This is a genomic window from Photobacterium galatheae (assembly GCF_000695255.1).
GTDB lineage: Bacteria > Pseudomonadota > Gammaproteobacteria > Enterobacterales > Vibrionaceae > Photobacterium > Photobacterium galatheae.
Genome location: NZ_JMIB01000027.1, coordinates 31,690 through 58,132, shown reverse-complemented (window position 1 = coordinate 58,132; position 26,443 = coordinate 31,690). Strand labels below are relative to the sequence as shown.

Below are 26,443 nucleotides of genomic sequence, written 5' to 3'. Positions count from 1 at the left end.
TCATCAAAGTTTAGGAGATTACGTGTGCAATATCTATTGCGGTATAAGCGCCAATTTCATTCGCCCCTAATATGTGAATATCAGGGAAAACAAGGTGAAGCTGATCATAAAGTCCACTGCGAAGCGTCCCATCGACGACTAAAACCAGTGGGTACTGCATATCGCTCAGATATTCATTCACTTTTCTGAGGTTTTCCGTGAGAGATTTGAGCATATCTGGTGCAATAAATAAGCTGCCATCAGGACTTCTTGTTTGTGCCAGCGTTGTTTGTGTCTCCTGACTCATCGTCACAACCTTCAGTGAGGATTTATCTTCCGACTCTTTGAGAATATTTTCGATAATCCAAGGCATCAGTTTCTTTCTGACTTCACTCAGATACCCGGCAGAAGTGATGCCATTAAAACTTTGAAGCTCAGCAAAGGCTTCAAGAATCATAGGAAGCTGAGTTACCGGAACTCTTTCATGGAGCAAACTTTTTAAAATACCTAAGAGCGTCACGAGAGATTGGTCGCCCTTGATGGCAGAAGCGACAAGTTTCGGCTTTCGGTTTTCCAGCTGCTGAACCATGCGTTGAACAGAATCTGTATCCACCATTGCATCAAGGTGTTTCTGTATGGTGATGCTCAGGTGTGTCGAGATGATTTGGCTCGGTTCCAGTACTTCGTAACCTTTTTCCTCCGCTTCAGAGGTCATACTATCCATAATCCAATAGCCATCAAAACCAAGCACTGGATCTTTCGCTGAAATGCCATCTAATGGTGGTTGATCCGCCTCACCTATCGCCAACAGCAAATTGGAGTAAACCTCACCGCCACCACAGGGAAGACCCTTAATGTAAATTTTATACTCGTTTGGATTCAGCTCGAAATTGTAGTTTACCCTGGGCGCCTCAATGAGCACCCCATAGGCTTTTGAAAGTTCAATCCTCTCCCCTGTGATCGACTGGATGAGCGGCGTTGTTTCTGACTTCACTAAATCGGTCAGGCCACTGCCGACAACTAGCATAATCGTGTCGTGCTCTTGAATGTCTTCAATGGAGACACCGATTTTTTTCTGTGCAGGCGATTCTGAAGACGACCGTTGTACTTCCGCTTCGTCCCGGTTTCTTTGTTCAGTTATCCGTTTAATCTTATCACCGAGAAACAACAACCCGCCGCCAATAGAAAGAAATAACAGGTTTGGCATGGCCGGAATAAGCCCAACGATACACACAATGGTTCCAGCCATGGACGGTATCATATGGTTTGTTCCGAACTGAACCTTCAGCATTTCACTCAATTCAGTATTATTACTCACTTTGGTCGAGATAATTGCGGTTGCCAAAGCCATGATGATAGATGGTAATATTGCGACAAGACCATCACCAATGGAGAGGAGCAGATAGGTTTCTGAAGCCTCGGCCAAGCTCATTCCTTTTTGCGCTGCACCGACTGTGATTCCCCCGATAATGTTAATAAGCAGTATCAGTATTCCAGCGATTGCATCGCCTTTCACAAACTTTGATGCGCCATCCATAGAGCCATAAAATTGCGACTCTTGAGATAACTCCGATCGTCTTTCTGTCGCTTCTTCTTGAGTGATTGCGCCACTATTGAGGTCAGCGTCTATTGCCATCTGTTTTCCGGGCATGGCATCGAGAGTGAATCTCGCGGAAACTTCTGAAACCCGCTCAGTTCCTTTCGTGACAACCACAAAGTTGATGATGGTTAAAATGATGAACACGATGATACCGACGACAAAGTTCCCGCCAATCACAAAGTTCCCAAAAGACTCAATGATTTGACCAGACGCTCCACTTCCCCCGTGCCCCCGAAGCAGTATCACCCGTGTAGAAGCAATATTCAGAGAAAGTCTTAACATGGTTGCCAGGAGTAAAACCGTCGGGAAGATAGAGAACTCAAGTGGTTTTTTCGCAAAAACGCAGGCCATCAGCACGCTCAGTGAGATCACGATGTTCGTGATAAACAGTAAATCAAGCGCTAGGGGTGGCAAAGGGATAATAATCATCCCTAAAATGAGTATGATGGCGAAGGGGATGGTGAACCCTTGCATGATTTCTTTATTTATATTTATGTTCATTCGATCATCACTGTTGAACTGTTTATCACTTTTGCGTAAAAAATATTCCCTGACGATGTATTCTCAACCTGAATGACGTCTCCTTTTACGCCATCTTCCAATGCCTTAACATCAATTGAGATGGCTATATTTGACACGAGGATTTTAGCTTTTACGAGCCATCCTCGTTCGATGACAGGGGCGATCGTCAGGTTTTTCAGGGATATCGGTTGGCCTTTTCTTAAATTCCTAACCGCATAGTATTCGCCATCCGGAGGCTGGCTGTGAAATACATCACTTTTAATATTGCTCAGACTCACCCACTCAATTGAAGCGTTCTCTTGATTGAGCCTAGTTTTCCTTCTTATCTGGTTTTTCGCAACTAAACTCTTTACTATCCCGTCCAGTTTTGCAGAAAACAATATTTCTTTGCCGTCGATGCAAAAAACTCTGAATGTTGCGTATGAAAGTCTTGATGCATTGATATCGACATCAGAATTTTTGATCTGGCATTCAATTAAGAGTTGCTGACTTCTGTCGTTGATTTCGACTGATGTGTATTTTATCGATTCAAATTTTGGGACATAGGAGAGAAGCTGTTCCTCAATCTTTGTTGTTGCGCCAAGTGGCTGTATGCAGAACAGGAAATATGCCGCACAATAGAATATTTTCAGCTTCATGATGGGCGTCCTTTTCAAAGAAATAAGGCACCTTCATCTCGGGTGCCTCATCATGTGAATGTAATAGAAAACTATCTGACAATTTCTATTGTGCCATCAGACTGTAATCGCTTGGCTCTCATGATCACAGTTCTTTGCGCCTCTGATATTTTTTTCCTGTCTTCTTTGTTTACAGTTTTATCTATGTTGAACGTCACATCTTGCGCTTTCGTCGATGTCAGCGCAGCCTTCATTTTGTTCATCTCTTCTTCAGCACACAAACAAAATGCGTAAGCGATATCTCCAGTCGCAAGATCGCTCAGAATATCAGACAAAACAGCTTCTGACTGCAAGGTAACATGGGTAAATGTCAGCACATTCGCTCTGATTTTATCCGCAATATCTGAAGGAAGACACGCTAAGTATGTATTCAGGTGTTCCTCCTCCATACCATCGGTAAAGGACAAGATTCGCTCTAGATTTCCGGATGAATGATTTTCACTATTCTGTACAATATCTTCAATTACCGCATTGATTGCCATCAGTGTTTCTCTCTTGGGTGACTCTGCCTGATCAGCTTCTTGCGTAATTTTGGCTTGCGCTTCAATATCAAATAAATTGAATATTTCAACAGACAGCTTTTCAGGTAGTTCAAAAAGTATTATGGCTTGGTGAAGTGGTTGTTCTTGTCTGATTAAAGCACAGACTTCTTCCGCACTCATTGAAGATAATTTCTTAAAGCCATTCATCTTTCTGGAGATCTTTCCAAAAGCGTCGTTTTCCATCCCAATATCATCAAGTGCATCCATGATACTTTCACGCTTGCCACCAACCACTAAATTCACCGATGTGTTGAACTCACGAAGCAGATCGATACCAACATTCTTTGAAACCGTTTGGGGGGTTTCTTTGTCGATTTGAGTCAGGACATCTTCGGGAAGTTGCAGGTTCCGGATCACTGGCGTGATAGAGTCATAGCCGACCGTTCGAATCAGAAGTGCTATTTTTTGTATGCCTGTCAGATTATTTTTCATTGTTTTCACCTACATCTGATTCGTCAGTCTTACTTTCAGCCTGTTCTGAATTCATCTCATGCGCTTCGTTCTCTTCTTCAGATCCCAAAAGGTTTTCTAAAGATATTTCCAGCAACCAGCTTTGAAGAACATTCTGAGCTTCTGTCGGCTTCGTTTTCATTAACTCAATCGCCTTCGTCATCTCTCTGGAGAATTCTGCCTCAGTGGCTTCTGTTGATAATTGCTCAGATAATGATAACGCTTGATTTTGAACATGATTGTCATCTGCCGTTAGGTCCGGCACCTGATCTGGGTTCTCTTCTTTCGCTGATGAGCCAGGCAGAATTCTTTGCATGAGTGGTCGCCAGAATAACAACCAGAGAAGTAAAATCGCGCCAATCCATTTCCCGGCCGCCATTGCATCTTTTGCAATTTGCGTCTCATAGAATGGTACAGGCTCAGCCTCAATCACCTCGGGTTCTGAGAAAACCATGGCGCGAACATCAATCGAGTCCCCTCTGTCGGCGTCGAAGCCAATGCTTGACTGAGCAAGCGATGTGATTGTTTCCATAATTTTTGGCAACGCCTCCTCGCTAAACTGAGTTCTGTCAAAGAGGATCGCGACATTCACTTTTTCGACTCGCCCGGATGATTGGATGGTGTGGGTAATGCTTTTCCCGACCGAATAGTTTGTTGTTTCCTTGAGATGACGGATCCCAGACGACTGCTGTTGATTCGCCATGCTATCCGGTTTATCGGCAAAAGAGGCGTGCTGCGGGGGTTGGTTGGCCACCGCACCGACAACACCTTCTCCACCAGCAAGCTCAGGATCATAACTCTTTTCGCTTTGCTGGCTGAGGATGACCGATGATGGCACAGGCTCTTCCTTTGTGTTTTCGACTTTATCGAAGTTCACCTTGGCCTCAACATTCACACGAACCTGTTCTAAACCGACGATGGGGGCGACAACTTCCACAACTTTTTGTCTTAATTGCTCTTCAATCAGAAGCTTATGCTCAGATGCCGTTCCGCCATTCCCCAATGAAGCGTCGTTTCCTTTTGAGAGTGATCTCCCGGTATGGTCCAGGATGATGACGTTTTCTTCCGGCAGGTTCGGTACACTGTAAGCAATCATCTTCACAATGCCGTTAATCTGCGATCGATTCAGCGATTGCCCTCTCTTGAGCGTCAACACAACTGATGCACTGGATGGCTCAACATCCCGAAGAAACTGACTATTTTTTGCAACAGCCAGTCTCACCTGCGCTTTATGAACACTGTCGAGTTGCAGAATCGAGCTTTCTAAATTTTCTTCTAAGATTTGCCTCGATATCTGCTCTTCTGTTGATTTGGTCATATAGGGGCTATTTGAGTTACTCAGGTGATCGTAGCCTGTCGCTGGCTTAGACGGTAACCCATGCTTCGCTAAGATATTCGTCGCTTTTTGTAAAGCATCGCGATCGACAAGAAGCGTTGCGTTGTTCGGTGCCACAGTAAAAGGAATCCCTTCCGCTTCCAGCACGGGAATGATCGTTTGCAGGCTGGTTTGATCGAGGTTGGTCATCATCGTGACATAACTCGGTTGACTCAGTTGGTGGAATGTATATCCACTCACAGCGATACCGACAGCGAGTGCCCCGCCAAGTAAGACTTTTTTGTTCAATGGCAAGGCACTGACGTTCTCTTTCAATTGCGTTATTTTATTTTGCACAACGTTAATCTCATACTATCTGGTTTCTTATTTTTCTTATCGCGTCGTTTTTGATTTGCGACACCCGCCCGTCCGTGATACCGAGAACCCCCCCCACCTCTTTCAGGGACAATTCCTGGTCAAAATATAACGAGAGCACGATTTGTTCTTTCTCAGTCAGGTTTGATATGGCATTCATGAGAGATTGATGATCAGCAGCCCTTTCTAATTGAATATAAGGATGGTCTTCATCATATTTCAGTGCATCCGTGACATCGTCGATTGATGCATGAAATCTTGCCTCCCAATTTAAAAGCATTGCAGATAGTTTATCAACCTCGAGGTCTAAATAACTTGCCGTCTGCGTGAGCGTCATTATTTCTCCATTGGCAGCGGCTTGTTGCTTTATTTTTCTGTAATGCCGATAAGTCTCTTGTTGACGTCTTGGAATCGCTGAATGTTTTCTAAAATAGTCGACAAATCCACCATAAATTCTTTTCTTTGCAAAGGCATGAAAAGGTATCTCAAAGTCAGGTTCAAAAACCCGGTGTAACTCAATGAGATGAATGAGGCCCAGTTGCAATAAATCTTCCCTTTCACTTTGGGTCACCTGATACCCGAAGTGACGCAGCACTAAACTCAGAATTTTATTGACATACTTTTCATGTTCTCTGTAATTTTTCTCCAGATCGACATTCGATTTGACGAATTTAGATTGAACGGTTGCATTTTTTCCCTTGGCTTTACGCTGGCACATCGTTTTTGAGTTATCTTTTGGCTCTTTTTCCCCATTTTCCAAACTTTGGTGCATGAATTTCAGAAGGTACAACACCCAGTGCTTTCTCAGAGACCTTCATTGCGTGTTCATTGTTCGCCATGACCTCACTCAGGAGGTTCTGACACGCTTCGGCATACCCTCTCAGGTTCTCGTGAGCGATCTTCAGGTGCGTATCTGGCTCACAGCAATCGTGAAAGTTTTCTGAGGTGAAAGGAAGCCCGGTTTGTTGTTCAAATGTTTCTTGAAGCTCTTTTCTCACTTTTTCTATTTTTACTCTGATGACTTCAATCTCATTGATCTTTTGATGAACGAGCGCAAGACTGAAAGCGATTTGTGCCCCCTCTAGTTCAACAAGCTTTTTGTAATAGTGAAGTAATGACTCTGTCAGGTTATTAATTTTCTCTAAGATCATTTCTGGTTTTTCTCAAGGTATGCTTGCATTGTTTGTTTGAGCTGACTGTTTTCCGCAATGGTTTCGGCGATCGCCCGATTCATCATTTGTATCGACATCAGTTCTCCGGCCGTTTTTTTCTCATTTGAAAATAAAGACGCTTCCGTTTGTATATCATTGAGCATGCGTTCAATAAATAACGCAGAAAATGCCGTTGCGGCTTTCTCTGCGTTGACTTCATTTTCGACTTTTATATGTCCTGCCGGTGAGATTTCACCACGCATGTAAAATGAATCATGAATTTGCATCAGATGACAATCACTTTTGCTTTCAGTGAACCACTTTGCTTCAGCAATTGGATAATATTTGCCAGATCCTTCGAACTCGTCCCCATGGTGTTCAGTGCGCTGACCAAATCCTGTAATGTGCCGGTACTTTTCATCACCTCAAGCTCGCCTTGTCTTCTTTCAATACTGATTTGAGAGCTACTTGTTGTCACCATATTTCCGGCAGACAATGGATTCGGTTGAGAGACTTGCTGATCTTCAGAGATATTAATCACAATATTACCTTCGCTAATCGCCACAGGTGATAAGGTCACGTTTTCCGTAATCATCACTGTGCCTGTTCTTGAGTTAATCACCACTCTTGCCTGTTGTTCCGGCATCTGAATATCTAGCGCTTTCAGCATCGCGATAAACTCAATTCGTGAGCTGCTATCTTTCGGGGCAACCACCTTCAGGCTACCGGCATCAATCGCTTTTGCAATCCCAGGACCAAATGCTGCGTTGATAGTTTTTTCCACTTCAGAGGCTGTTGCAAAGTCACTTGCATGCAGGTTCATTGTGATATGTCGGTTGGCGAACACTGAATCATAATTCAGCTCTCTCTCGACGGTCGCCCCCATCGGTATCCTGGCGACACTTGCAAGGTTGACGTCCAGAGTGGAGCCATCGATCCCCTCGGCGCTCACACCATCGACGAGAACCTGCCCTTGCGCCACGGCAAATACTTCACCATTCAACCCCATTAAGGGCGTTGCAAGCAGGGTTCCGCCTCTGAGACTTTTGGCGTTGCCCAGTGTCGAGATGGTAATGTCAATCTCTTGCCCTTTTTTTGCAAAAGCAGGAAATGTCGCGTTCACCATGACGGCAGCAACGTTCCGTGATGACAGATGAATTGTTTCAGGAACCTTGATGCCGTATTTCTGAATCAGCGTGATCAGGTTCGAAGAGGCAAAATTGCCACGATCCCCTGAGTTGGGGAGTCCAACGACCAGCCCAAACCCTTGAAGCGTATTGCTTCGCACGCCTTTCACGGCTGCAATGTCACCAATACGTTCAGCATGAGCTGTCGAACTCATGAACGGTATCAAGCATGAGGATGAGAGCAAGAGCGTGGTCAGGGCTTTCTTAAAACTGAATTGAGTCATTATTTTCGTCACTATCTTACTGCTTGTTTTTTTAAAAAGGCCAATAAGGGCTTGTCACCAGATCGCTCAGCCATCCGCCTTGAGATTTGTTATAAATGTGTCCAGAGCCACGGTAGTAAATCTTTGCACCCGCCAGTCTGTTTGATGCGACGGTGTTATCGGCTGTGGAGATATCCTGTTCTCTGATCCGCCCGGTGATTGCAATCGTTTCTGTCCCTCTTTCAAGTGTGATTTCCTTGTATCCTTTTACTTCAAGAATGCCGTTCGGAAAGATCTGTGTCACCGTGGCGGCAATATTCCCTTCCAGTCTGTGACTCTGACTTGAGGTGCCGTCCCCCTCAACCTTTTTGTCTTGCGCTACCTTAATGTCACCCGATTGTGGCTCATTCAAGAGCGTGGGTAGAGTCAGTCCAAATGAGCTTGTCGATGATGTTTTTTGGCTTGTTTTGCTTTTGATTGAATCCTGAGCATCTATCGATTCATCCATTCTGATAATCACGATATCACCAACGTTATAGCGTTTCCCAACCCCAATCATCATTGAATTCTGGCTCGTCGTGAAAATCGCGCCCTCTTGCGGTTCCGTCGATGGATAGATGATATCTCCCGTCTCAAATGGTTTCAGTTGACCATTTTCAGGAATTTTCGGCTGACTGCTGCATCCTGCCATCACAAGACACAGGGTGAAAACTGCCATTTTATTTTTCATGTGATTAGATTGTTTGGTTGAGAGTTGACATCATATCGCCCGCAGCCTTCATGGCTTTAGCGTTCATTTCATAGCCACGCTGAGCGTTAATCATGTTCACCAGTTCTGTAATCGTGTTCACGTTAGAAGCTTCTTTATAGCCCTGCATGATTGAACCAAAACCATCTTCTGAAGGGGTTCCGATAATTTCATCGCCTGATGAATCAATAATTTTTTCGTAGTAGCCACCAGCCAGTGGACGCAGACCGTTCGGGTTCAGAAACTTCACAATTTCGAACTGACCCACTTCGGTCAATTCATCTGAGTCTGACGTTTTCACCTTGATGGTTCCATCTTTCGAGATGGTGATGCTTTCCGTATTATCCGGAACAGAAACTTCAGGATCGACTGCGAAATTGTCTAAGGTGACAATGACACCGTCAGCATTGATATTGAAGGTGCCACCTCGCGTGAACAGTCTGGAGCCATCGTCTTTGACCACCGGAAGAAAGCCATCGCCATCAATCATAATGTCTAAGGCTCTTTTTGTTTCAACGGGGGTGCCTTGTGTGAAGTTCGTGACTGAACCCAGGGTCTGCACGCCAGTGCCGACTTGCAGGCCACCAGACGCTGCACCTTCCGTTCCGGATGGCTCTCTTAATCTCATCGTCATCAAAGCAGCAAATTCAGGGTTTGATGATTTGTACCCGGCTGTTTCTGCGTTCGCGAGGTTGTTCGAGATAAATTGCATTCTCTGATTCTGTGCTTCAAGCCCAGTTTGTGATGTTAATAGTGCGCCGTTCATTCTGATTACTCTAAAATTGAATTTGAAGTTTTGTGCATCGCCTTGATCGTTCCCATCGTTTTCGCGGCCATGTCATAATTTTTTTGGGTTTCCACCAGGGTCGCCATCGCTTGAACGCTGTTTACGTTTGAAGCTTCCTGATAGCCTTGGGCAATGGTGTACTCTTTTGCAGGCAGCAGGGGGGTCTCCTGATCGACTGAAATTTCGCCACTCGAACGCTGAAAGACAGACGTCGGGTCGAGTTCAACCACCTTCAGACGCCCGTTAATCTGAGTTGCCTCTCCCGCCATCACGATGACATTACCTGCGGGGTCGGCTTTAAATGGCGCATCGCCAATGTCGATATCTTTCCCGTCTTCTCCGATGATTTTACCGCCATCCGCATTGATGAGGATTCCGTCAGCATTTTTCATCACGGTGAGTGTGCGGCGGTAGTACCTGTTCCCTTCCAGATCGGCAAGCTCAAAAAAGCCGCTCCCACTGATGGCTAAGTGCGCATTGTTTCCGGTGAAGGCAAGTGGGCCCGATGTCAGATCAATGCTCACGTTGTTCAATTCCGTAAAGCTGGTACTTCGAATCGCATCCCCACCGTTGAGATACAGCGCCTTGAAGCTGACTCTGCCTTGTTTAAAGCCGTTCGTATTGGCATTCGCAACATTGTTGGTGTTGACTTCATGCAACAGCCCATACTGCTTCGCCGCTGACATGACGGCGTAAAGGGATACGTCCATGATAATCGTCTCTTTAAGTTATACGTTTTGCATAAGGGCGTTATTCAGTTCTTTGCTCGCCCCGATGACTTTCGCATTCGCCTGGAAGAATCGTTGAGATGAAATCATGCTCACTAGCTCATCCGTTGTATTCACGTTACTCCCTTCAATCACCCCTGGCGTGACGCGACCGAAACCCGCTTGACCCGCTACACCCACTCTCATTTTTCCTGAGTTCGTCGACAGGGAGAAATAACTGCCATCCACAAGCATCCCATCTGGATTATCGACTGCAGCAAGCGCGATCTGCCCGACCGGCTGATGTCGGCCATCTTTGTAATAAGAAACAATGTTGCCGTTTTCTTCAATCTGGTATTTTTCAAATTCAGCAACCGGGGCACCGTCCATCTCTTGGTTACGAATCGTTGTGTCGCCTTCATAACCTGTCAGTTTGCTCATATCGATGGTGACATTGGGCACACCATTGATTGGACTGGCCAGTCCCGTTTTCAGATCGATATGAAGTGCGCCATCAACAAAAGGAGTCACACCTTTTTTAATCTGGCCGTTCGCATCAAATTGGATCTGGCCTAGATTGATGGTTTCGCCATTCACTGTTGCACTCATGTCCCAAGTCGCCTCACCGGTTGCAGGCGCTGTCACTTTATTCTCAAACTTCACCTGCAAGCGATGTTCTTTGCCCAAAGCATCAAACAAGCTGAAAGATGAGGTCAGTGAGCCAGTGCCATCATCTGTGCCCAGATTCGCATCGAGTGTGCCAGTCGTGGAAACCTCTGGGGCTAAGGGTGATTTGTCCAGAATAATATCGGTTGTGGTGCCAGCGCTCCCGTTCGCAAGGTATCCCTGAACATGATGACCCGAGTTATCAATTAACACCCCCTCAGGGTTAAATTCAAACAAGCCCACACGCGTAAATTTAGTGCCTCCGTCAGTATCTTTCACCATAAAGAATCCTTCACCAACAATGGCGTGATGCAATGAATCACCGGTCGGTATCATTGAACCATTCGTAAAATTCGTTGTGGTTGCATCGAGCGAAGTCCCAATCCCCATCGCGTTCATGCCATTGGAGGCAAACAGCGCATTAAACTGTACCGATTGAGATTTATATCCAAAGGTCTCCGAGTTCGCTAAATTATTCGAGGTAACGGATAACTGTGAATTCGCAGCGCGAAGCCCAGAAAGGGCAATTTTTGAAAAATCTGACATGGAATATTTTTATAGTTTTATACTAATTTTTTCCCTGAATGAAAAGTTCAGGCATTCAAAACACACCTGAAAACCCTTCGCTATTTATGTTTCATTTTAATTGATTTCCCGGCTTCAGAAATGATTTACGCTGAATCTGCCTGCGCAACAGAGATCATATTTCCAAAGGGGATTTCGGTTCCGTTCGCCATATTCAGCATGCCATTGAGAAAGTTAATCCCTTGGATAACAGAACAGGTTGTAACGGGCACGGCATGTTTTTCTCCATCCGCTGATTCTTGGAAGGCTGAGATATGATAATCACCCTCAGGTAATGGATTCCCCTGTTGATCCTTCCCATCCCACTGCCATGACGCCTGACCGTCAGCAACCCCGACTGTCATTGCGCTGACAATACGCCCCGATGCATCTTTGATTTCAACTGTAAAATGACCGCTTTGATTTGCATCATCGAGCAGCAATTCCCCCGTCAGCGCGGTTTGACCGTCATAAGAAAAGTCGTTCAGCATGACAGTCGCTTCTTTACCCACCGTATTGAGTGCCGCAAAGTTTCCTTGTGTCCCAACGACAGAAACGAGGCTTCGCATCAGTTGATTCGTCCCTTCCTGTTGCTCAAGGGAGGCAACCTGAGCGAGCTGTGCGGTCAGCTCATGCGATTCCATCGGGTTGGTCGGATCTTGATTCATCATTTGTGCAGACAACAGTGTCATGAACTCTTGACTGATTTGTGAAGCAGCAGAGCCGCGACTTGATTGTTGTGCTGAGTTCGTTCTTGCCGTCTCTGGCGTTGAAGTAATTGAGGTCAGGTTCATGGGTGATTAATTATGAGTTATTGATTACTTTTGATTGATTTAATGGTTGATATCGCGAGGTTTTTTAAAGTTTTCGCCACTTGGGCATTCGCTTCATAAGATTGCTGCGCAGAGATGAGATCAGCCATTTGCTCTTCCCGATTCACGTTACTGGCGTAGATGTAGCCCTGCGCATCGGCCAAGGGATTGTTCGGGTCAAATATGGGTCTATTGGGCGCTGTGCTCTCCACAATATTGCGCACCACCACCGTTTGTGCCTCACCCTGGTATATGGTTTTAAACGTAACCAGCCTCGCTTTGTGGGCTTGCTCTGGACTTGAGGCAACGGTGTTTAAATTTGCAATGTTTCCAGCCACCGTATTCATCCGGTGCGCCTGTGCTGTCATTGCGGTCGTCGCCGCATTCATTCCATCTATGATTGACATATAATTAGTACTTGAGTGCGCTTTTGATTGAGTCTTTTGAAGCATTCGAGAACATCAGGGCAGCTTCATACATGGCTTGTTGTTCAGCGAAATTCGCCTTCTCTAAATGTTCATTCACATTATTTCCATCTGGCCGTATCATCCCTGTCTGAATATAACTAACCTGAATCCCCCGCTGATTTCCAATGCCATCTAAGTGCCTTGGGTTTTCTTTTAAAAGATGAATACTCTGCGAGTCAATCGCTTGTTTAAATGCTTCTTTAAACGCGACACCTTTGGCTTTATAGTTTGGGGTATCCTGGTTTGCTATATTGGATGCAGTGAGTTGTAGTTGCATTTCACGAATCGCCAAAGCATGATGATAAAAATCTAAGTTACTTACTTGGTCCATCTATTTTCTTTGAGTATATTCATTTCCGTATTTTTCCTATAACAAATTGGGCAATAGATGACAAATCGCGACAATCAATTCACGCCAACATTCAGTCAGAGCCATTCAGATCAAAAGCGTGTCTTTAAAAGGTTCTCTGCTGAACATTCGACGCGTCAAGAAAAGGTTATTTTACCTGAGGACACAGCGCCAGATGCTTTTTCCGCCATGTCTGAATTGAATGGTGAGCCGGATATCGATCTGAGTCAACAGGCATCCGCATCTGAAGTGACTGAACCAGGGTCAAGCCACCCTATTTTCTCTGATGCTGTGTTCGATAAAATTCTTTCGGAAGTCGATTCGATGATGTCATCGACTGAAACCGACGCTCAGATTGATAAGATGCCTCCCGCGCTGGATGAAGCAGGTGACGAAGCAGATCAAACTGACTCTGAGCGAGAGATCAGTGATGAGACCAGAGAAGCTCTCTTCGCCGAGGGTTACATGCAAGGTTCACTGGAACAAAAAGAAGTCATGGAAAAACGGTTGATTGAACTTCAAAAAACCGTAACTGATCTCAAAATCGCCGCCGCCACGCCTGCATTCCTTTCTGAAGAAATCAACGCATCCATCGGTCAATTCATTCAGTCTGTTGCCTCATCTGTGCTCAATGAACTCAAGACATCATACTTGGCAGAGATTGTTGAATCCCGTGTGAAAGCCTTCGTCTCAGATGTAAAAGGATGGGAGTTGGCAACCTATGTTCATTGCTCCGAACATGACTATCTTCATTTGATTGAAATTTTTGGCATTGATGCGGCCACTCACCTGACTCACAATGGTATCCACTACCGCATTGATCAGGCGCTCCAGACGGGAAGATTCAGACTCGAAGTTCAAAAAGAAAATGAACCGAATATAGAAGCAGTCATGGATATCAACGCCCATTTAGCGAACATCAGTGAGCAATTCAATGAGGCTATCTAGATCTCTGGTATAGCAATAAAAAGACGAGCGTAAAGACAAAAGAGCCACACACAAAAGCCACCAGCCCACAATTTAGAAGAGCAACTGAATGAACCTCCGTCACCTCAGAATTTTCGCAGGCTTCCCTGCTTTATTGCTACTCACAACGACGCCTTTGGCCGTCGCATCAACCCCCAACCTCGAGCTGATCACGACATCTGAAAGTGATTTGGGTACCACGTACAGTACGAGCCTCACAGCATTCATCCTGATGACCCTGCTTGCGTTCTTGCCGATTGTGATCATGACGATGACCCCTTTCCTCAGAGTATCCATTGTACTTGCAATGATGCGACAGGCTTTAGGTCTGAATACAACTCCAAACAATAAAGTCATCGTCGCAATATCGCTTGCGGTCAGTCTGTTTATCATGCAACCCGTGATCGGAGAAATTCTGGAAACATCCTATACGCCGTTCTCTCAGGGGCAGATCACCCTTGATGTGGCAATAGAGAGAGGTGCTGCGCCACTACGGACCTTTATGATGAACCACACCATGCCATCCTACCTGGAGACCTTCCTGCAAATGAGTGGGCAGGAGTATACAACGAAGGAAGACGTGCCAATTGTCGTCCTGTGGGCAGCCTTCATCTCTTCAGAAATTCAGACCGCCCTGACCATTGGATTCTTTGTCTTTTTGCCCTTTGTGATCGTCGATCTTCTCGTTGCCTCGGTGTTAATGAGCCTGGGGATGATGATGGTCAGCCCTATCATGATCTCACTGCCGGTAAAAATCCTGCTCTTCGTGCTTGTCGATGGCTGGCTCATGATTGTCGATGGGCTGAGTAAGTCCTATTTCATTGGGTAGAGGTGAATCATGATCAATGACCTGGTAATTATCGATGCCATCAAGCAAGGCATGTCTGTAACGGGCAGCATCTCGATGATGGTGATGGTTCCGCTTCTTGCTGTTGGCCTTCTGATCGCGGTATTTCAGGCTGCAACACAAATCAATGAAGCATCACTGAGTTTTATCCCGAAACTCATAGTGATTTTCTTTATCGTGCTGTTTATGGGGGATATGTTACTCGACCACTTGTCTGATTATTTTCGGCATGTCTTTAGCCAAATCCCCATGATTGCGAAATAGCACAGTCTCTGAAGGTAAACTATGGAAAACGCGATTCTCCCTGCAGTGATGGCTGAGCACGCAATTGCCTTTCAGTTAGTGCTTTTCAGGCTGGTGGCTTTTTGCACCCTTGTCCCTTACATGGGGACGAAAAATGTTCCAAGAAAAGTCGCGTTGTTTTTCGCGATTGCTTTTACTTTCGTCATGACACCAAGGCTTGTCGAGATGACCCCAATTGATCCGGCATCCTTTGATATGCCGCTCGCTATCCTGAAAAACATGATCGTCGGTTTTCTGTATGGTGGCTCGCTGCTTTTGGTCTTCGAGATGATTGCAATCGCAGGGGTGGTTATTGCCTACGCCAGTGGCTTGGGTATGGCGCAAATGATTGACCCAAGTAGTGGCGGCAATAGCGGGGTGATCACAAACCTGTTGCACGTTGTCTTTGGCATGACATTTATCGCCAGTGGTGGGCTGCTGTTGTTTATCCATTTCTTCTCAAGCTCTTTTCAGGCCTTCCCGCTGGTTGGTTTTGAATTGAGCGACCTCACATTTCTGATGATTGCGGAAGAGTTTAAGAATGTCTTCCTGATCGGGGTGCTGATTGCGATTCCATTCACAGGGGCCGCGCTGCTTCTCAACACCGCTTTGGCCGTTGTGAGCAAGTCTGCACCTGCGATGAACCTGTTCACGATTGGTTTCCCTCTTTCCGTATTACTGGGGATCATGGCACTCTCGCTCGTCCTCCCGACCCTGGTTGCAGATATTTATACTTATGTTTTAACATTGAGTGAAAGTTACCAAAATTTATTATGAATCATTTTCTAAACGTCTTCTTACAGAAGACCAGCATCGTTTGCTTTCTTGGGAGCGTCATGCTGCTATCCAGTGCGAATGCTGCCAGTCTGTCTGACATTGAGTTAGAGAAGGTTGAGTCAGGAAAGTCTGTCTACGAAGATAAAATTGATATTTCTTACCTCCAGAAGATGGTTATCCACCCGAAGGATGACTGGATAGGGAAAAAAGTGTTTAAGTACAATGGGGTTTGCATGGAGGTTGTCAAAGATTTGAAGATTAAAAAAATCAAAGAACCGTTTAAGAATCTTTACCGATCGGCAAATTTACCCAAAGAAGTGGAGATTGGCGTCATGGAAGTCTCATCAGAAGTGGTCGACTGCTCACTCTACGAATCAAAAATAACCGTTCTTGAGTAATGTCATGCTGGTGGCTTTGAAGAGCAAGCCCCTTTTTCGGGGCATTTTTGTGTCGTCTTCCAGTCCACTTTCACTCGCTGGCTTTCATGCTTCGAGCATGACTCAGCATGATTTCATTCGATGAATTCTGAATCTTTCATGCCCCTTAAGGTATGGTAAGCCCCTTGATGCGTGATCGAGAATTTATTTTCCTGGGTCGCGGTGTCGCGAAACAACCTGATTTCAAACCCATCTTTGGTGATCCATCCCCAGATTGGCATTTGCGGATTCGGCGGATTGACATCAGGCTGACCATATTTCGAGCTGATCTTTTTGGCGATCTCCCGCATGGATTGTGGGGTCTCATTGCCAGATAAGATTGCTTCAACGCTGATCACCTGACCGTGCTGGTTACTGACAACTTCAGCGGAAGAAAGACTCTCTGAAGGAAAGCGCATCTTTCGGATGAAATGAATCATATCCGGTGAATGGGCAGCCTCAGTTTTCCCGTCCAACGTTTCAAATGAGGCGATCAGAAAAGCGTCATTCATACAGTTGAGCGGCTCACCAAATAAACGGGTCACATGATGCAATGCTGCACACTTTTTGTAAGTGTCATTGTACAGATAAGATTGCTTATAATCGTTGATCGCTGCCCGTTCTTCTCGGTCTACATCATACAGGCCAATGAGATTGAGCAGGATGGTTGAATAAATCATTCTTTTTTTACTATATATTAGCAACACATTTTTAGAGTAAGAAAGGCTTATGAAGCATAAAGTCAAATATGCCGTAATGGCAATGATTGCGGGATCTCTCTTGGGGTGCGAAACCACGCTCCAATTAGAAAAAGAATACGCCATCGACGGAAAATATATTCAAGTCAGTGAGATCATCTCTGAAGGTAATATACGTCCCTCAGAGCAAATCACAGAAAATATAACCTCAGATTCAGTGTCACAGAGCCGAATCGAAGAACTCAGGAAAACTATTGAAGATGACTTTCAAAAGCAAAAGATGTTAATCGACCTGGATTGCAAAGGTGATATGCTCGACATAGATGTTCGAACGCTTTCCTTAATTGAGCCACCTCAGTATCCATCGCAAGAACTTGAGCAAATGAAAGAAGACGCCGACCGAGTGATCAATGACATATCCGTCAGGTTAGAGAATAATCCTGATGAATCCCTTGTTCTTGCCTATACGCAGGAAATTGCGAGGCTGAAACTTGAATATAAGGCAGCCAATATCAAAGCCTGGCAAACAGAAATAGAATCAATGAAGCACCAGAAACTGGAAGAAATTGATAAAGCATCATCCTCCCAATTTGAGTGCAATATGAGGTACGCTGAAAATGAATCCGAGCGAAACCGGATGCTTTATGTTGCAGAAATGGGTGAACAAGCCACAATAAATTTTGATGCCACACTCGATAAGTTATCAAACCAGCTAGAAGAAATCATTGCGGAGCTTGATAACGTCAACAATGAAGCATTTGATGGGATACTTTTTTAACTGATTGGTATGGAAGAATTAAAGATTAGTGCCAGACGTTCAGTTGCAAGGCACAAGCGAAGAAAAGCAAATGAAAATGACTATGATTGTATCTTTGAGCGTGATAGTCAGACAGGGATTTACGTTGGCTTCATTAATTCTGACTTCAACATCAACACGCCCAAACCAATCATATATAAGCATCTCGCTGGATTTAACCCCGACAACGCAGAGCAATCACTTCGGGATATCCTGAAAAATATTGATTCCGAGATGGTCACCCGAGGCTACATTAGCCGCTGTATCCTACTGGTTTACAAAACAAGCGAAAGCATCCTTGTTGCAAAAGTTGGTGGCGGTCTCTTTGTCTATGGTATCAGCCCTCCCCTTGTCGAAGGGTTACCGCCTGCTGTTTACCCTGTGGCCAATCGGAGATGGGCGGCTGAAAGAGACTTCTTCTGCGGGAGTGGCGGTGCAATTCCACTCATTGAAGCGGTTGATACTGACTCCGCAATCGTCGTCATGACCAATACCATGAAGATTGATATTGAATCAGGTTTTCAGGAAGATATTGAAGATATTTTGATCAATAATCTTTCCAAACATGTGACACCGGAAGCCGCGCAAAACTTCATGAATGACATTTTTGAGTTTATTTATAAAAACAACAACGTCGGCAATGTCGATGCATATCTCACTATAATTGTTAATATTTAAATAAACATGAATCAAGACTTCATTCAATCTTTAAAAATCGCTATCAGCCTCGACTCCATTGATTTTGCGAAAGATTTATTTTCATCACCGAGTGGATTTTTCATCCAGTTCGGTGAGGACCAATTTGCAAAAATACAGGGTGGGAACGATCTTTTTCACACGGATATTCATGCGCTTGTCCAGAACCCAAATATTGAGTATTCACTCTCTTCCAGCGAATTTCTCAGGGTGAAAGATGTTGCCGCTGGCATGGGTTGTGGTGTGAATAAAACAGGTAAAATCAACCTGATTGGAGATGATGAACAAAACTTCGAAAATGCAAAGAATGATCACGGACATCAAGTTTTTGAAGTGAAATCTCCGAATGGCGTGGATATATCAAAAATGTTAGCCGCCTGTGTTGTCCATGGTCGAAAAGAAGAACATTCAAATACCAATGTCGCCAAAAGTGGCATGTCTATGAAATAATTTCTGAAAAACCGGTTGTTGTGAAGCGCGAGGGTTTCAACCCTCGCTTTTTTATTACAATTGCCAATTTACGCTATCCACTCTTTTTGTTGTACATTTGTATTAAATAGAAAAGATGAAGTTAAAAATAGTTACTCATAGCGGAGGGTTTCATTCTGATGAGTTGTTCGCAATCGCACTCATTAAGCGATACATCTCTCATCAAGTAGAGATTATCAGAACCCGAGACCGGGAACAGCTCAACAAATATTTATATGACAATAAGGTTTGGGTGATTGATGTTGGTGGTCAGTATAATGATCGCCTGAAAAACTTCGATCACCACCAAGTAGACTTCAACTCGAAGTGGAAAGGGACGGATATTCTTTTCAGTTCATGTGGATTAGTGTGGAACCACCTAAGAAAAGCAGGATTCTTAAATGGACACTCCAGGTGGGTGCTGAACGAAATCGAGAACAAGCTCATCAAAAAAATAGACCTTCATGACAATGGCCGCGCACGATGGTCTCAGGCGATCATGTTTAAGTTATTCAATCGTGAAAGGCAGGATGATACCCAGTTTCACAAAGCCCTCGAAATGGCTGAAATGCATTTGGAGAACAGCATTTACTTCATTTGCAAGGAAGAGTCGAACCGCTCTAGGATAGATCACCACCAATACGTTTGTGATGGTGATGTCGTCGTGGTTGAGGATGGAGGGTTCAATATTGTGCCGACGCTATCTACATTGACACAGGCGAAAATAGTCGTGGAATCCAAGATATCTGAGGAAGGCTGGTCTGTGCAAAGCATCGATTCATCTGTCGAGACCCCATTCTCATGGCGAGGACTCAGTGGGGATCAACTGGAAATGGTTTCAGGATTGAAAGGCTTGATATTTGCCCATCGAAGCGGCCACTTAGTAAAGGCCCTCAGTAAGGATTCTGCAATTGAAGCCGCGAAATTAATGTTAGGCGAGTGCTCCTGTTGACACTATTGAACCAGAAGTTACCGAATGGCAATATAGGGACATTATCATTTCAGAGTTTAATTTGTAATGTCTTATATCATTCCACACGTCGAATATGTTGATCAGGGGGTTCATAAAACATCGAACCCTTATAGTTTTCTACTGAATGAAAGAGTTGTTTTTTTATACAGTGATGTGAACCCTTATTCAGCCAATGCCATTGTTGCCCAACTTCTCGCATTAGAGAAGAAAAGTGAACACAAAGAGATTGATTTTTATATCAACTCAGGCGGGGGACACGTCACTGAAGGTCTTGCAATCTACGATACGATTCAAAACCTTTCCTGTAAGGTCAATACCGTATGTGTGGGTCAGGCATGTAGTATGGGCGCATTTCTTCTGGCAGGCGGAACGGGCCTTCGTGTTGCGACGCCAAACTCTCGGGTCATGATTCATCAGATTTTGGGGGGCACATCCGGACAGGGGACAGACATTCAGATTCAGGCCGCTGAAACGCAACGTTTGAAAGAGCTGTTGACGGGGATTATGGCGGAAAACTCAGCTCAGTCGTTTGATGCAATGATGAATGCCTGTGAACGAGATAACTTTTTGACCCCGAGTGCCGCCAAAGCGTTTGGCCTCATCGACAAAGTCTTAGCACCGAAGCACAAACGACATGAAAAATGACGCAACAACATTGGGTTGAAAGAGCGCAGGAGGATCAGCTTTCACACAATGATGCAGTCAACAAATATATCGTGGTACTATAGTGACAAACGTCATTGGCACCCGAAAAATTTGTTTCCTGAAGAAAAAATAAACATGTCATCAAAAACGCTTCACCCCCGAACGACAGGCACACCTCACAGTGAATCAATTCTCTGTGGTTTATCCACCTGCGCAACACCGCTTGGGGGTCTGACTCCCGAGCAACTTGATGACACACTCAATCGCATATCAAGAACTGGGAATAAACTGTCGCCACTCCTGATGGATTATTGCTCCCTACTCTCTTTGCCAAGGTACGAAACCCTTTGTCTCAAGCATCAAGTGAAAGGGCTGGTCGGCACAAGAATCGGCTTAGAAGATCAAGGGCGCCTGCTGGGTGAGCTCATCTTTGTCGCTCAAAATTCAGCGGGTCTTGCTGAGATTTCATCTCTGATTTCCAGGGTGGCTGCCCACAAACACAACATTCAGAAAGTGAAATATACAGACTCTGATGCCTCTTTAGGTCAGTGGGTTTATAAGACCATGCTACCCGAGGATTTCAATGTCATCGGTGCCAACGTAGAGATCATCATCTCCCCCCAAACCCCCGAGCTTGCTGAACATATCACTGAGAATCAATGCAACAAGCATCTGTTGGCGCGCCTCATTGGCGCAAAACGGATTTCATCACCGATGACAAAAGAGAATCAGATATACCTCGAAACAATTTCCTTCGGCGATAATGCAGATACGTCTTTGTTTGCGAAGCGATTAGAGAGCCTTCACCTGAACCTGCCTGACTGGGAAAAAGGTGATAACCGTATCTCGGGGCACAAAATGAAGGAATTGTTTGCGGCCGCCAAAGCAACACAGACGATCCCGAGCGTACGAGCGAATACAGCCCGTCTGATTCATGCCACATCGCCGGTATCGGTTCTCGCAAAGGAAAAAATGCCAAACGTACACTTTGGCATTGATCTCTTTGCTGAAGCGAGCGCATTGCTGCAACAAAAACTTGCTGCAAATCCTCAGCTTAATGCAGCCAAATACACCGATTACCTGGAACGAGAAATATCGATTCTTAAAAAGATCGGCGGCGCTGGTTACTATCAAACCATCATCGCGTTCTCAAACGACCTCCAGGAGAGAAATCATCCGTCGTTGAACGCAGATGAGCTGGCTATTATCCGAATACGGGGGTCTGCGACAGCGTCTTTGATACTGAACCTATTCGGTGTGACCTCAGCGCTGAACGATCCCGTTGAACAGGGTCTGCTCATTGAGCGCTTTATCACCTCAAGTCGAGTGGAATACCCTGATGTAGACATCGATATCCCGAAAGATCAAAGAAATCTTTTCGTTCAGTTTATGGAATCTCACTTTGGTAAGAACACGGTTGTTTCTTTCGTCAATCAGAAGCAAAAAGCCGGCTTCAGAGCGCTTCTAGGGAAAGTTGTGTCTCTTTATCCTGAAGATAGCGTGAATCTTTCCAGAAAATACCTGAACGACCTGGATCAACAGATCAGAGAGGAGATTGAGGCCTATGACAGTCAGGATATGCACCTTTCCAATGTTGTCGCGAAGTCCAGGATTCTGGCTCAGGAAAGACAACGTCACCCTGCGCTCAATCAGGCAGTCATACGTGCGAAGGATTACTCTGAATGGACGACCACAGTCACCACTCATCCATCTGGAATGATTTTTTCCCCAACGCGCGCATTTAAACTGCCTCTGGTTGTGAATGCAGCAGGGGGAAAGGTCCTTGAGAGCACAAAACCCTCTGAATTAGGGTTCGTAAAATTCGACATTCTCTCGAGTAACAACGTGAAGTTCTTACGCGAAGCGGCCAAGTTGCTCAAAATACGTCAAGGGATCAATCATTTAACGCCAACACATCTCAATGCGTCATTCTTTCAGTTTCTTACGAACAACACATCATTTTTAAACCAGATGGGCGGCTCAAGTATGAGACGCACATTACAAAGAGTGCAGCCCAGAAATATTGAGGATCTCCTGCTCTCAATGGCCTTGCCCCGCCCGATTCTGACAAAGGAAGACAGAGAAATTTTTTATTTAAGGCGTTCAGGTCAGATGCGGCTCCCTGACACGGCAATGTATCAAGATCAAAGAGTTGTTGATATTCTGGCACCAACTTGCGGGTTTGTTTTGTTTGATGAACAAATTCTTGAACTATGTTTCAAAGTTGCAGGCATGACTGAAGCGCAAGCCGATAAACTCCGAACTTCAATCAAGAAGAACAAGATCGAAGACTTTCACGCAATGAAAGATGCGTTTATCTCTGGGGTGATCGAAAATGGCGGACATGAGACGATGGGTCATGAAATCTACCAAGTCTTCGCAAAATCTGTCGGACGGTACGCGTTTCCTAAAGCTCACGCATTATCTTATGCCACAATCGCCATAGAGCAGGCTTGGTTGAAACTGAATCATCCAGACGTTGCATTAAATGCCATTGTGAACAGCTTCAAGTTATCAACCCAGCCGAAAAAAGGCGAAAACGCCACCCGTTTCGACCGGCTTCTCAATGAGTACAGAAAGAGAGGAATCGAGGTCGTTTCTCCAAGCATTTCGAAATCAATGAGAAATGAATATCAACTCGTTCGTCAGTCAGGTCGCCAGGTCATCTATGCCCCTCTAGCCCCGATATTCAAGAACACTCAAGGTTCATTTGGCAACATCATGCTCGATATTGTCGACAAAATGAGTGAAAAAATGCTTTTTTCTCAAATAACTCTCAAGTCATTCATTGACATGGCTGTACCTGAATTTCGCAGAGTCCTTCGTGAGGAGTATCAGGAGACCAATCTTTATGACGTGAACGCATCCTGTAAACACCTGGTCAATCGGCTGATTTACTTTGGCGCTTTTGATGAAGTTGGCTTTACGAAACAAACACCCGTGAGCAGTAATCGAAAAGATGCAAGGTCGGCCCTGCTGGGAATGTCTCAAATGTACATGGAAGAGGTGATGTCAGACTTCCCGACAGGAAAATTCAATGACGTTGAGATTCACATTGAGGGCATAGATTTGTATGAAGCTGAGAAAAAGATCTTTAAGACTTCATTTTTTGCACAGAATTTAGGGGTGGCATTGGAGACGAAACAGGTATGCAGACACAAAGAACCACCACAACCCATCCAGTACAGTTCATAAAACAAAACCCAGAAAGCACTCCCTTCGGCGCTTTGTGCCATTTTTCTGAAAATGGCTAGACTATTTGTGAAACATTTTCTATTAATTAAATTAAAAGAAAATTATGGGATTTTTAATTCTGACTTTCATTGTATTTTCTCTTGTCGTGGGCGTTCAGCATAAAGCCAAACACCATGATGCTGATCTGCCAACATGTGTGATGGATGGCGCGAAAGCGTTTTTCGGAGATCTAAAATCTGCGCTGAGCACTGTGTTGAAGAAAAAACCTAAGCCTGAACCAGCACAAGAAGGTGAAGACGCCGAAAGTGCTCAGAAGCCTGAAGTGAAAGAAAAGTCTGAAGAAAAATAAATTCAAATAAGCCACTCACCTGAATTTATTTTCTTTTCAGTCGGTTTTTCATCGTAAAAGGACGATGCCAACGTCCTTTATTTATGAATGATTAGCGCATTCGATCTTTTTCTCCATGGCTTTGAAATCGAACACAAACGCCGCGATTTGAGCGAGCGCCTCGATTTCAATTCGTGTATTGGTGTAGAGACGATCAAAAAGAACCTGCTCTTTGGTCAATGCTCTGTCTCTCGCCTCGGATGCGGTCCCGGATAAACCAGCCGCCCGTTCCATTTCAGCGTCCTGCTCACAGCCTTCCACCCTGATTCCCGTCGGTAGCGATTTGTTGTTGATCTTAAAGTCACATACCCACGCCTCTTGCGATATTTTCATAGACACCTGATTTACAAAGAAGTTACCTTCTTCAAGGATGGCCTTGAACTCAGGTTGCGCATTGAGTTCTGCCTCATCGAAAGTCACGATGCTCCCGTCCTCTTTTTCCACTTTGACAAAGTGACTGGGTTGAATTCCTTCAGGTAAAGACTGAGGTGCGGTGAAAAATTCAGCCATACTCTCTGGTGTATGTTGGGTCCCAAACGCTCGTACTTTCAATTCAGGGAAAGTCACCTTCAGGAAAGGCAGAAACTTCTCCTCAAAAACTTTGTCACTTGCAGATGCATAAATCAGGTGGTTCTTTGTATCAAAAATCACATCAAACACGCTGATTTTAATGTCTGCAGTCTCACGGAGCTTCAATTGAAGAGAAAATTCGATATCTCCAACTTGAACCTCAATGCCTTTTTCTCTGTTTTCTTTAACTTTTTTACGGACAAGATCAGCAAGCATCGTCTTGTTGATCGTACGTGTTGCCATTTTGAACCTGGTTTTTACAAAGCCATTGCCATCAACAAACAGATGATCCAGTTTTTGATGAATCGTTGAGAAGCCGCAGCGGTAATCTTCTGTAAGATTGAATTCATCGAGCACATAAGCTTTTTCGTCAATAAACCCCGTCAGGATTTCATTCGATAATTCTTTGCCAAAAAATTGATAGAGTACAAACTTTTTCATTCTTTACATCCACTTACACACATTTATGTCGCTACATTACCACGCAGATTCGGATGCTCAAGATTTTTTTGCTAATATATACAATAAAAGTTGATGAAATATCATGATGTCGTATCAATCGCAAATGAGACCCCTCATTTTTTAAGTGTGGCTGATGATTGTTCGAATCTGAATCCATCTGATCACAAAAAAATTAAGGCTATCTCGGGCATCATTTGCGCTGCAGACGAAAGTCATAAACCTCAGGTTCTAGCATTTCTTGCAACCACCTCATTTCTATCGGTCTCCGCGATGCTGAAAGAGGCACTCAACGAGGATGTGGAAGCAACAGAAAAATTTTTTGATTCAATCACGAATCAAGACTTAGATACAGCTGCAGGTCGGGTGTTATCTGAAAAACTGAGACTTTACTATGCACTTAAGATTATCTCGAATACTTTCGATGATCAGAATTTATTAAACTTAAAAAAATCTTTCAGTAACGATGAATAATCTATTTAATTTCAAAACCATCGCGTCAATCATGATTGCAAGTAGTCTCACACACATTGCTTTCGCCGCCCCGACTTTACCGTCAACCCATGACGACGTGATGCTTCAGTACTACAAAGAGAATGAAAAATATGCGTGCACCCCTGAAGAATTGGCGGACTTCTTAAAAGACAGAAGACAATCGCTCGCAGTGACGCCGAATATCATGAACGCGGATAAGTTTGTACAAAACGAGGCTGCGCAAAAGAAGGATGATCCAGACAACTGTTTAACACTTTTTGACAACCTCAAGGTGGTTGAGGACATTCAGAAACTGATAGCTAAAATCCAGAAGCTGAAAATGCCAGACTTTTCTACAGATGGCATGGGAGCCGCCGCTCAGGCACTCGCGACGCAACTTTTCGATGCCGCAATGGAAAGTGTCTGTAACGCGCTGACAAAAGAAGCTGCTGAGAAACTCATTAATGAAGTCATGAACAGACAGCTTGGTTTTGATATCAATGATGTGAAGGAGTTCGATCCGAAGGAATTCGCGAAAGACATGGCTTTAGATCACGCAGGTGCATACCTTGAATCTGAGGGAATTGATGAAGACTGGCTCGACCAGGAAAATCATAAGGATTTAATGAAAGATGAGATTGGGAACCAGAAAGAGCAGCTGGTAGAACAGGCTTTTGAAAAGTAACCCTGCA

General features: G+C 44.6%; 31 protein-coding genes. 14 read left to right on the top strand and 17 right to left on the bottom strand.

Annotation, left to right across the window (positions count from 1 at the left end):
* Positions 1–10: 10 nt before the first annotated feature.
* The 15 genes from EA58_RS13350 to flgB form a co-directional block, all read right to left on the bottom strand.
* Entirely contained in the window at positions 11–2,080 is a 2,070-nt protein-coding gene (locus EA58_RS13350) for a flagellar biosynthesis protein FlhA (protein WP_036753712.1), read from the bottom strand.
* The gene (gene flgA, locus EA58_RS13345) at positions 2,077–2,739 is read right to left on the bottom strand and encodes a flagellar basal body P-ring formation chaperone FlgA (RefSeq protein ID WP_036753709.1); all 663 of its coding nucleotides are present in this window, start codon (positions 2,737–2,739) and stop codon (positions 2,077–2,079) included. The genes EA58_RS13350 and flgA overlap by 4 nt, the downstream gene beginning before the upstream one ends.
* A 71-nt stretch (positions 2,740–2,810) precedes the next feature.
* A complete protein-coding gene (locus EA58_RS13340; RefSeq protein WP_036753707.1) occupies positions 2,811–3,752 on the bottom strand; it encodes a FliG C-terminal domain-containing protein in 942 nt (313 codons plus the stop codon).
* On the bottom strand, positions 3,742–5,442 hold the full coding sequence (gene fliF / locus EA58_RS13335; protein ID WP_036753706.1) for a flagellar basal-body MS-ring/collar protein FliF: 1,701 nt from the start codon (positions 5,440–5,442) through the stop codon (positions 3,742–3,744). Before fliF ends, EA58_RS13340 begins: the two co-directional genes overlap by 11 nt.
* A gap of 10 nt (positions 5,443–5,452) precedes the next feature.
* Positions 5,453–6,232, bottom strand: a complete 780-nt coding sequence (locus EA58_RS13330) for a sigma-70 family RNA polymerase sigma factor (RefSeq protein ID WP_081819660.1) — start codon at positions 6,230–6,232, stop codon at positions 5,453–5,455.
* Positions 6,189–6,611 (bottom strand): hypothetical protein, encoded by a 423-nt coding sequence (locus EA58_RS13325; RefSeq protein ID WP_036753700.1) that lies wholly within the window; start codon positions 6,609–6,611, stop codon positions 6,189–6,191. Before EA58_RS13325 ends, EA58_RS13330 begins: the two co-directional genes overlap by 44 nt.
* Entirely contained in the window at positions 6,608–6,898 is a 291-nt protein-coding gene (locus EA58_RS13320; protein WP_036753697.1) for a hypothetical protein, read from the bottom strand. The genes EA58_RS13325 and EA58_RS13320 overlap by 4 nt, the downstream gene beginning before the upstream one ends.
* Positions 6,898–7,953, bottom strand: a complete 1,056-nt coding sequence (locus tag EA58_RS13315) for a flagellar basal body P-ring protein FlgI (protein ID WP_051642092.1) — start codon at positions 7,951–7,953, stop codon at positions 6,898–6,900. The genes EA58_RS13320 and EA58_RS13315 overlap by 1 nt, the downstream gene beginning before the upstream one ends.
* A 100-nt stretch (positions 7,954–8,053) precedes the next feature.
* The gene (locus tag EA58_RS13310; RefSeq protein WP_081819658.1) at positions 8,054–8,731 is read right to left on the bottom strand and encodes a flagellar basal body L-ring protein FlgH; all 678 of its coding nucleotides are present in this window, start codon (positions 8,729–8,731) and stop codon (positions 8,054–8,056) included.
* 4 nt (positions 8,732–8,735) lie between these two features.
* Positions 8,736–9,515: a flagellar basal-body rod protein FlgG gene (flgG, locus tag EA58_RS13305; protein WP_036753694.1), complete on the bottom strand. Its 780-nt coding sequence runs from the start codon at positions 9,513–9,515 to the stop codon at positions 8,736–8,738.
* Positions 9,516–9,520: 5 nt separating this feature from the next.
* Positions 9,521–10,246: a flagellar hook-basal body complex protein gene (locus EA58_RS13300; protein WP_081819657.1), complete on the bottom strand. Its 726-nt coding sequence runs from the start codon at positions 10,244–10,246 to the stop codon at positions 9,521–9,523.
* A gap of 18 nt (positions 10,247–10,264) precedes the next feature.
* Positions 10,265–11,455: a flagellar hook protein FlgE gene (locus EA58_RS13295; RefSeq protein WP_036753688.1), complete on the bottom strand. Its 1,191-nt coding sequence runs from the start codon at positions 11,453–11,455 to the stop codon at positions 10,265–10,267.
* Positions 11,456–11,580: 125 nt separating this feature from the next.
* Positions 11,581–12,267, bottom strand: coding sequence for a flagellar hook assembly protein FlgD (locus EA58_RS13290; RefSeq protein WP_036753685.1), 687 nt, complete (start codon positions 12,265–12,267; stop codon positions 11,581–11,583).
* A 17-nt stretch (positions 12,268–12,284) separates the two neighbouring features.
* Positions 12,285–12,692 carry a flagellar basal body rod protein FlgC gene (gene flgC / locus EA58_RS13285; RefSeq protein WP_036753682.1) on the bottom strand — a complete coding sequence of 136 codons (408 nt, stop codon included), beginning with the start codon at positions 12,690–12,692 and terminating at the stop codon, positions 12,285–12,287.
* Between the two features lie 4 nt (positions 12,693–12,696).
* A complete protein-coding gene (flgB, locus tag EA58_RS13280) occupies positions 12,697–13,083 on the bottom strand; it encodes a flagellar basal body rod protein FlgB (protein ID WP_036753679.1) in 387 nt (128 codons plus the stop codon).
* Between the two features lie 57 nt (positions 13,084–13,140).
* Here flgB and EA58_RS13275 point away from each other — a divergent pair, with 57 nt between their 5' ends.
* The 5 genes from EA58_RS13275 to EA58_RS13255 all read left to right on the top strand — a co-directional run bounded on the left by EA58_RS13275 (position 13,141) and on the right by EA58_RS13255 (position 16,371).
* Positions 13,141–14,049, top strand: a complete 909-nt coding sequence (locus EA58_RS13275) for a hypothetical protein (RefSeq protein ID WP_036753677.1) — start codon at positions 13,141–13,143, stop codon at positions 14,047–14,049.
* Positions 14,050–14,137: 88 nt separating this feature from the next.
* Positions 14,138–14,896: a flagellar type III secretion system pore protein FliP gene (locus EA58_RS13270; RefSeq protein WP_036753676.1), complete on the top strand. Its 759-nt coding sequence runs from the start codon at positions 14,138–14,140 to the stop codon at positions 14,894–14,896.
* A gap of 9 nt (positions 14,897–14,905) precedes the next feature.
* The gene (locus EA58_RS13265; protein ID WP_051642088.1) at positions 14,906–15,178 is read left to right on the top strand and encodes a flagellar biosynthetic protein FliQ; all 273 of its coding nucleotides are present in this window, start codon (positions 14,906–14,908) and stop codon (positions 15,176–15,178) included.
* A gap of 21 nt (positions 15,179–15,199) precedes the next feature.
* Positions 15,200–15,973 (top strand): flagellar biosynthetic protein FliR, encoded by a 774-nt coding sequence (locus EA58_RS13260; RefSeq protein WP_036753673.1) that lies wholly within the window; start codon positions 15,200–15,202, stop codon positions 15,971–15,973.
* A gap of 59 nt (positions 15,974–16,032) precedes the next feature.
* Positions 16,033–16,371 (top strand): hypothetical protein, encoded by a 339-nt coding sequence (locus EA58_RS13255; RefSeq protein WP_152548033.1) that lies wholly within the window; start codon positions 16,033–16,035, stop codon positions 16,369–16,371.
* A 113-nt stretch (positions 16,372–16,484) separates the two neighbouring features.
* Here EA58_RS13255 and EA58_RS13250 read toward each other — a convergent pair whose 3' ends face one another.
* A complete protein-coding gene (locus EA58_RS13250) occupies positions 16,485–17,069 on the bottom strand; it encodes a hypothetical protein (protein ID WP_036753667.1) in 585 nt (194 codons plus the stop codon).
* Between the two features lie 49 nt (positions 17,070–17,118).
* Between EA58_RS13250 and EA58_RS13245 the strand changes: the two genes are divergently transcribed.
* From EA58_RS13245 to EA58_RS13215, 7 genes are all read left to right on the top strand, one after another.
* A complete protein-coding gene (locus EA58_RS13245; RefSeq protein ID WP_036753665.1) occupies positions 17,119–17,865 on the top strand; it encodes a hypothetical protein in 747 nt (248 codons plus the stop codon).
* A gap of 9 nt (positions 17,866–17,874) precedes the next feature.
* Positions 17,875–18,561: a hypothetical protein gene (locus EA58_RS13240; protein WP_036753664.1), complete on the top strand. Its 687-nt coding sequence runs from the start codon at positions 17,875–17,877 to the stop codon at positions 18,559–18,561.
* Between the two features lie 6 nt (positions 18,562–18,567).
* Positions 18,568–19,029 carry a hypothetical protein gene (locus tag EA58_RS13235; protein WP_036753661.1) on the top strand — a complete coding sequence of 154 codons (462 nt, stop codon included), beginning with the start codon at positions 18,568–18,570 and terminating at the stop codon, positions 19,027–19,029.
* A gap of 115 nt (positions 19,030–19,144) precedes the next feature.
* The gene (locus EA58_RS13230) at positions 19,145–19,999 is read left to right on the top strand and encodes an MYG1 family protein (RefSeq protein WP_036753658.1); all 855 of its coding nucleotides are present in this window, start codon (positions 19,145–19,147) and stop codon (positions 19,997–19,999) included.
* Between the two features lie 66 nt (positions 20,000–20,065).
* Positions 20,066–20,665, top strand: coding sequence for a ClpP family protease (locus EA58_RS13225; protein ID WP_036753655.1), 600 nt, complete (start codon positions 20,066–20,068; stop codon positions 20,663–20,665).
* Positions 20,666–20,713: 48 nt separating this feature from the next.
* Positions 20,714–23,860 carry a DNA polymerase III subunit alpha gene (locus tag EA58_RS13220; protein ID WP_081819654.1) on the top strand — a complete coding sequence of 1,049 codons (3,147 nt, stop codon included), beginning with the start codon at positions 20,714–20,716 and terminating at the stop codon, positions 23,858–23,860.
* A gap of 103 nt (positions 23,861–23,963) precedes the next feature.
* Complete coding sequence (locus EA58_RS13215) at positions 23,964–24,209, top strand: hypothetical protein (protein WP_036753648.1); 246 nt, start codon at positions 23,964–23,966, stop codon at positions 24,207–24,209.
* An 81-nt stretch (positions 24,210–24,290) separates the two neighbouring features.
* Here EA58_RS13215 and EA58_RS13210 read toward each other — a convergent pair whose 3' ends face one another.
* Positions 24,291–25,259: a hypothetical protein gene (locus tag EA58_RS13210; protein ID WP_036753646.1), complete on the bottom strand. Its 969-nt coding sequence runs from the start codon at positions 25,257–25,259 to the stop codon at positions 24,291–24,293.
* Positions 25,260–25,352: 93 nt separating this feature from the next.
* Between EA58_RS13210 and EA58_RS13205 the strand changes: the two genes are divergently transcribed.
* Both EA58_RS13205 and EA58_RS13200 read left to right on the top strand, forming a co-directional pair.
* Positions 25,353–25,751: a hypothetical protein gene (locus EA58_RS13205; RefSeq protein ID WP_036753644.1), complete on the top strand. Its 399-nt coding sequence runs from the start codon at positions 25,353–25,355 to the stop codon at positions 25,749–25,751.
* Positions 25,744–26,436 (top strand): hypothetical protein, encoded by a 693-nt coding sequence (locus EA58_RS13200; RefSeq protein WP_036753641.1) that lies wholly within the window; start codon positions 25,744–25,746, stop codon positions 26,434–26,436. The genes EA58_RS13205 and EA58_RS13200 overlap by 8 nt, the downstream gene beginning before the upstream one ends.
* Positions 26,437–26,443: the final 7 nt, after the last annotated feature.

Bases quoted from the DNA above. Each gene is read 5' to 3' on its own strand.
- EA58_RS13325 (WP_036753700.1), bottom strand. From the start codon at position 6,611: ATGATCTTAGAGAAAATTAATAACCTGACAGAGTCATTACTTCACTAT.
- EA58_RS13225 (WP_036753655.1), top strand. From the start codon at position 20,066: ATGTCTTATATCATTCCACACGTCGAATATGTTGATCAGGGGGTTCAT.
- EA58_RS13260 (WP_036753673.1), top strand. From the start codon at position 15,200: ATGGAAAACGCGATTCTCCCTGCAGTGATGGCTGAGCACGCAATTGCC.
- EA58_RS13340 (WP_036753707.1), bottom strand. From the start codon at position 3,752: ATGAAAAATAATCTGACAGGCATACAAAAAATAGCACTTCTGATTCGA.
- EA58_RS13290 (WP_036753685.1), bottom strand. From the start codon at position 12,267: ATGAACCTGACCTCAATTACTTCAACGCCAGAGACGGCAAGAACGAAC.
- EA58_RS13240 (WP_036753664.1), top strand. From the start codon at position 17,875: ATGGAAGAATTAAAGATTAGTGCCAGACGTTCAGTTGCAAGGCACAAG.
- EA58_RS13220 (WP_081819654.1), top strand. From the start codon at position 20,714: ATGATGCAGTCAACAAATATATCGTGGTACTATAGTGACAAACGTCAT.
- EA58_RS13300 (WP_081819657.1), bottom strand. From the start codon at position 10,246: ATGGACGTATCCCTTTACGCCGTCATGTCAGCGGCGAAGCAGTATGGG.
- EA58_RS13205 (WP_036753644.1), top strand. From the start codon at position 25,353: ATGAAATATCATGATGTCGTATCAATCGCAAATGAGACCCCTCATTTT.
- EA58_RS13295 (WP_036753688.1), bottom strand. From the start codon at position 11,455: ATGTCAGATTTTTCAAAAATTGCCCTTTCTGGGCTTCGCGCTGCGAAT.
- EA58_RS13320 (WP_036753697.1), bottom strand. From the start codon at position 6,898: ATGCAAATTCATGATTCATTTTACATGCGTGGTGAAATCTCACCGGCA.
- EA58_RS13230 (WP_036753658.1), top strand. From the start codon at position 19,145: ATGAAGTTAAAAATAGTTACTCATAGCGGAGGGTTTCATTCTGATGAG.
- flgA (WP_036753709.1), bottom strand. From the start codon at position 2,739: ATGAAGCTGAAAATATTCTATTGTGCGGCATATTTCCTGTTCTGCATA.
- flgB (WP_036753679.1), bottom strand. From the start codon at position 13,083: ATGGACCAAGTAAGTAACTTAGATTTTTATCATCATGCTTTGGCGATT.
- EA58_RS13270 (WP_036753676.1), top strand. From the start codon at position 14,138: ATGAACCTCCGTCACCTCAGAATTTTCGCAGGCTTCCCTGCTTTATTG.
- EA58_RS13265 (WP_051642088.1), top strand. From the start codon at position 14,906: ATGATCAATGACCTGGTAATTATCGATGCCATCAAGCAAGGCATGTCT.
- EA58_RS13200 (WP_036753641.1), top strand. From the start codon at position 25,744: ATGAATAATCTATTTAATTTCAAAACCATCGCGTCAATCATGATTGCA.
- EA58_RS13310 (WP_081819658.1), bottom strand. From the start codon at position 8,731: ATGAAAAATAAAATGGCAGTTTTCACCCTGTGTCTTGTGATGGCAGGA.
- EA58_RS13350 (WP_036753712.1), bottom strand. From the start codon at position 2,080: ATGAACATAAATATAAATAAAGAAATCATGCAAGGGTTCACCATCCCC.
- EA58_RS13255 (WP_152548033.1), top strand. From the start codon at position 16,033: ATGCTGCTATCCAGTGCGAATGCTGCCAGTCTGTCTGACATTGAGTTA.
- EA58_RS13330 (WP_081819660.1), bottom strand. From the start codon at position 6,232: ATGCACCAAAGTTTGGAAAATGGGGAAAAAGAGCCAAAAGATAACTCA.
- EA58_RS13275 (WP_036753677.1), top strand. From the start codon at position 13,141: ATGACAAATCGCGACAATCAATTCACGCCAACATTCAGTCAGAGCCAT.
- EA58_RS13215 (WP_036753648.1), top strand. From the start codon at position 23,964: ATGGGATTTTTAATTCTGACTTTCATTGTATTTTCTCTTGTCGTGGGC.
- flgC (WP_036753682.1), bottom strand. From the start codon at position 12,692: ATGTCAATCATAGATGGAATGAATGCGGCGACGACCGCAATGACAGCA.
- EA58_RS13315 (WP_051642092.1), bottom strand. From the start codon at position 7,953: ATGAGTTCGACAGCTCATGCTGAACGTATTGGTGACATTGCAGCCGTG.
- EA58_RS13210 (WP_036753646.1), bottom strand. From the start codon at position 25,259: ATGAAAAAGTTTGTACTCTATCAATTTTTTGGCAAAGAATTATCGAAT.
- flgG (WP_036753694.1), bottom strand. From the start codon at position 9,515: ATGAACGGCGCACTATTAACATCACAAACTGGGCTTGAAGCACAGAAT.
- EA58_RS13235 (WP_036753661.1), top strand. From the start codon at position 18,568: ATGAATCAAGACTTCATTCAATCTTTAAAAATCGCTATCAGCCTCGAC.
- EA58_RS13250 (WP_036753667.1), bottom strand. From the start codon at position 17,069: ATGATTTATTCAACCATCCTGCTCAATCTCATTGGCCTGTATGATGTA.
- EA58_RS13245 (WP_036753665.1), top strand. From the start codon at position 17,119: ATGAAGCATAAAGTCAAATATGCCGTAATGGCAATGATTGCGGGATCT.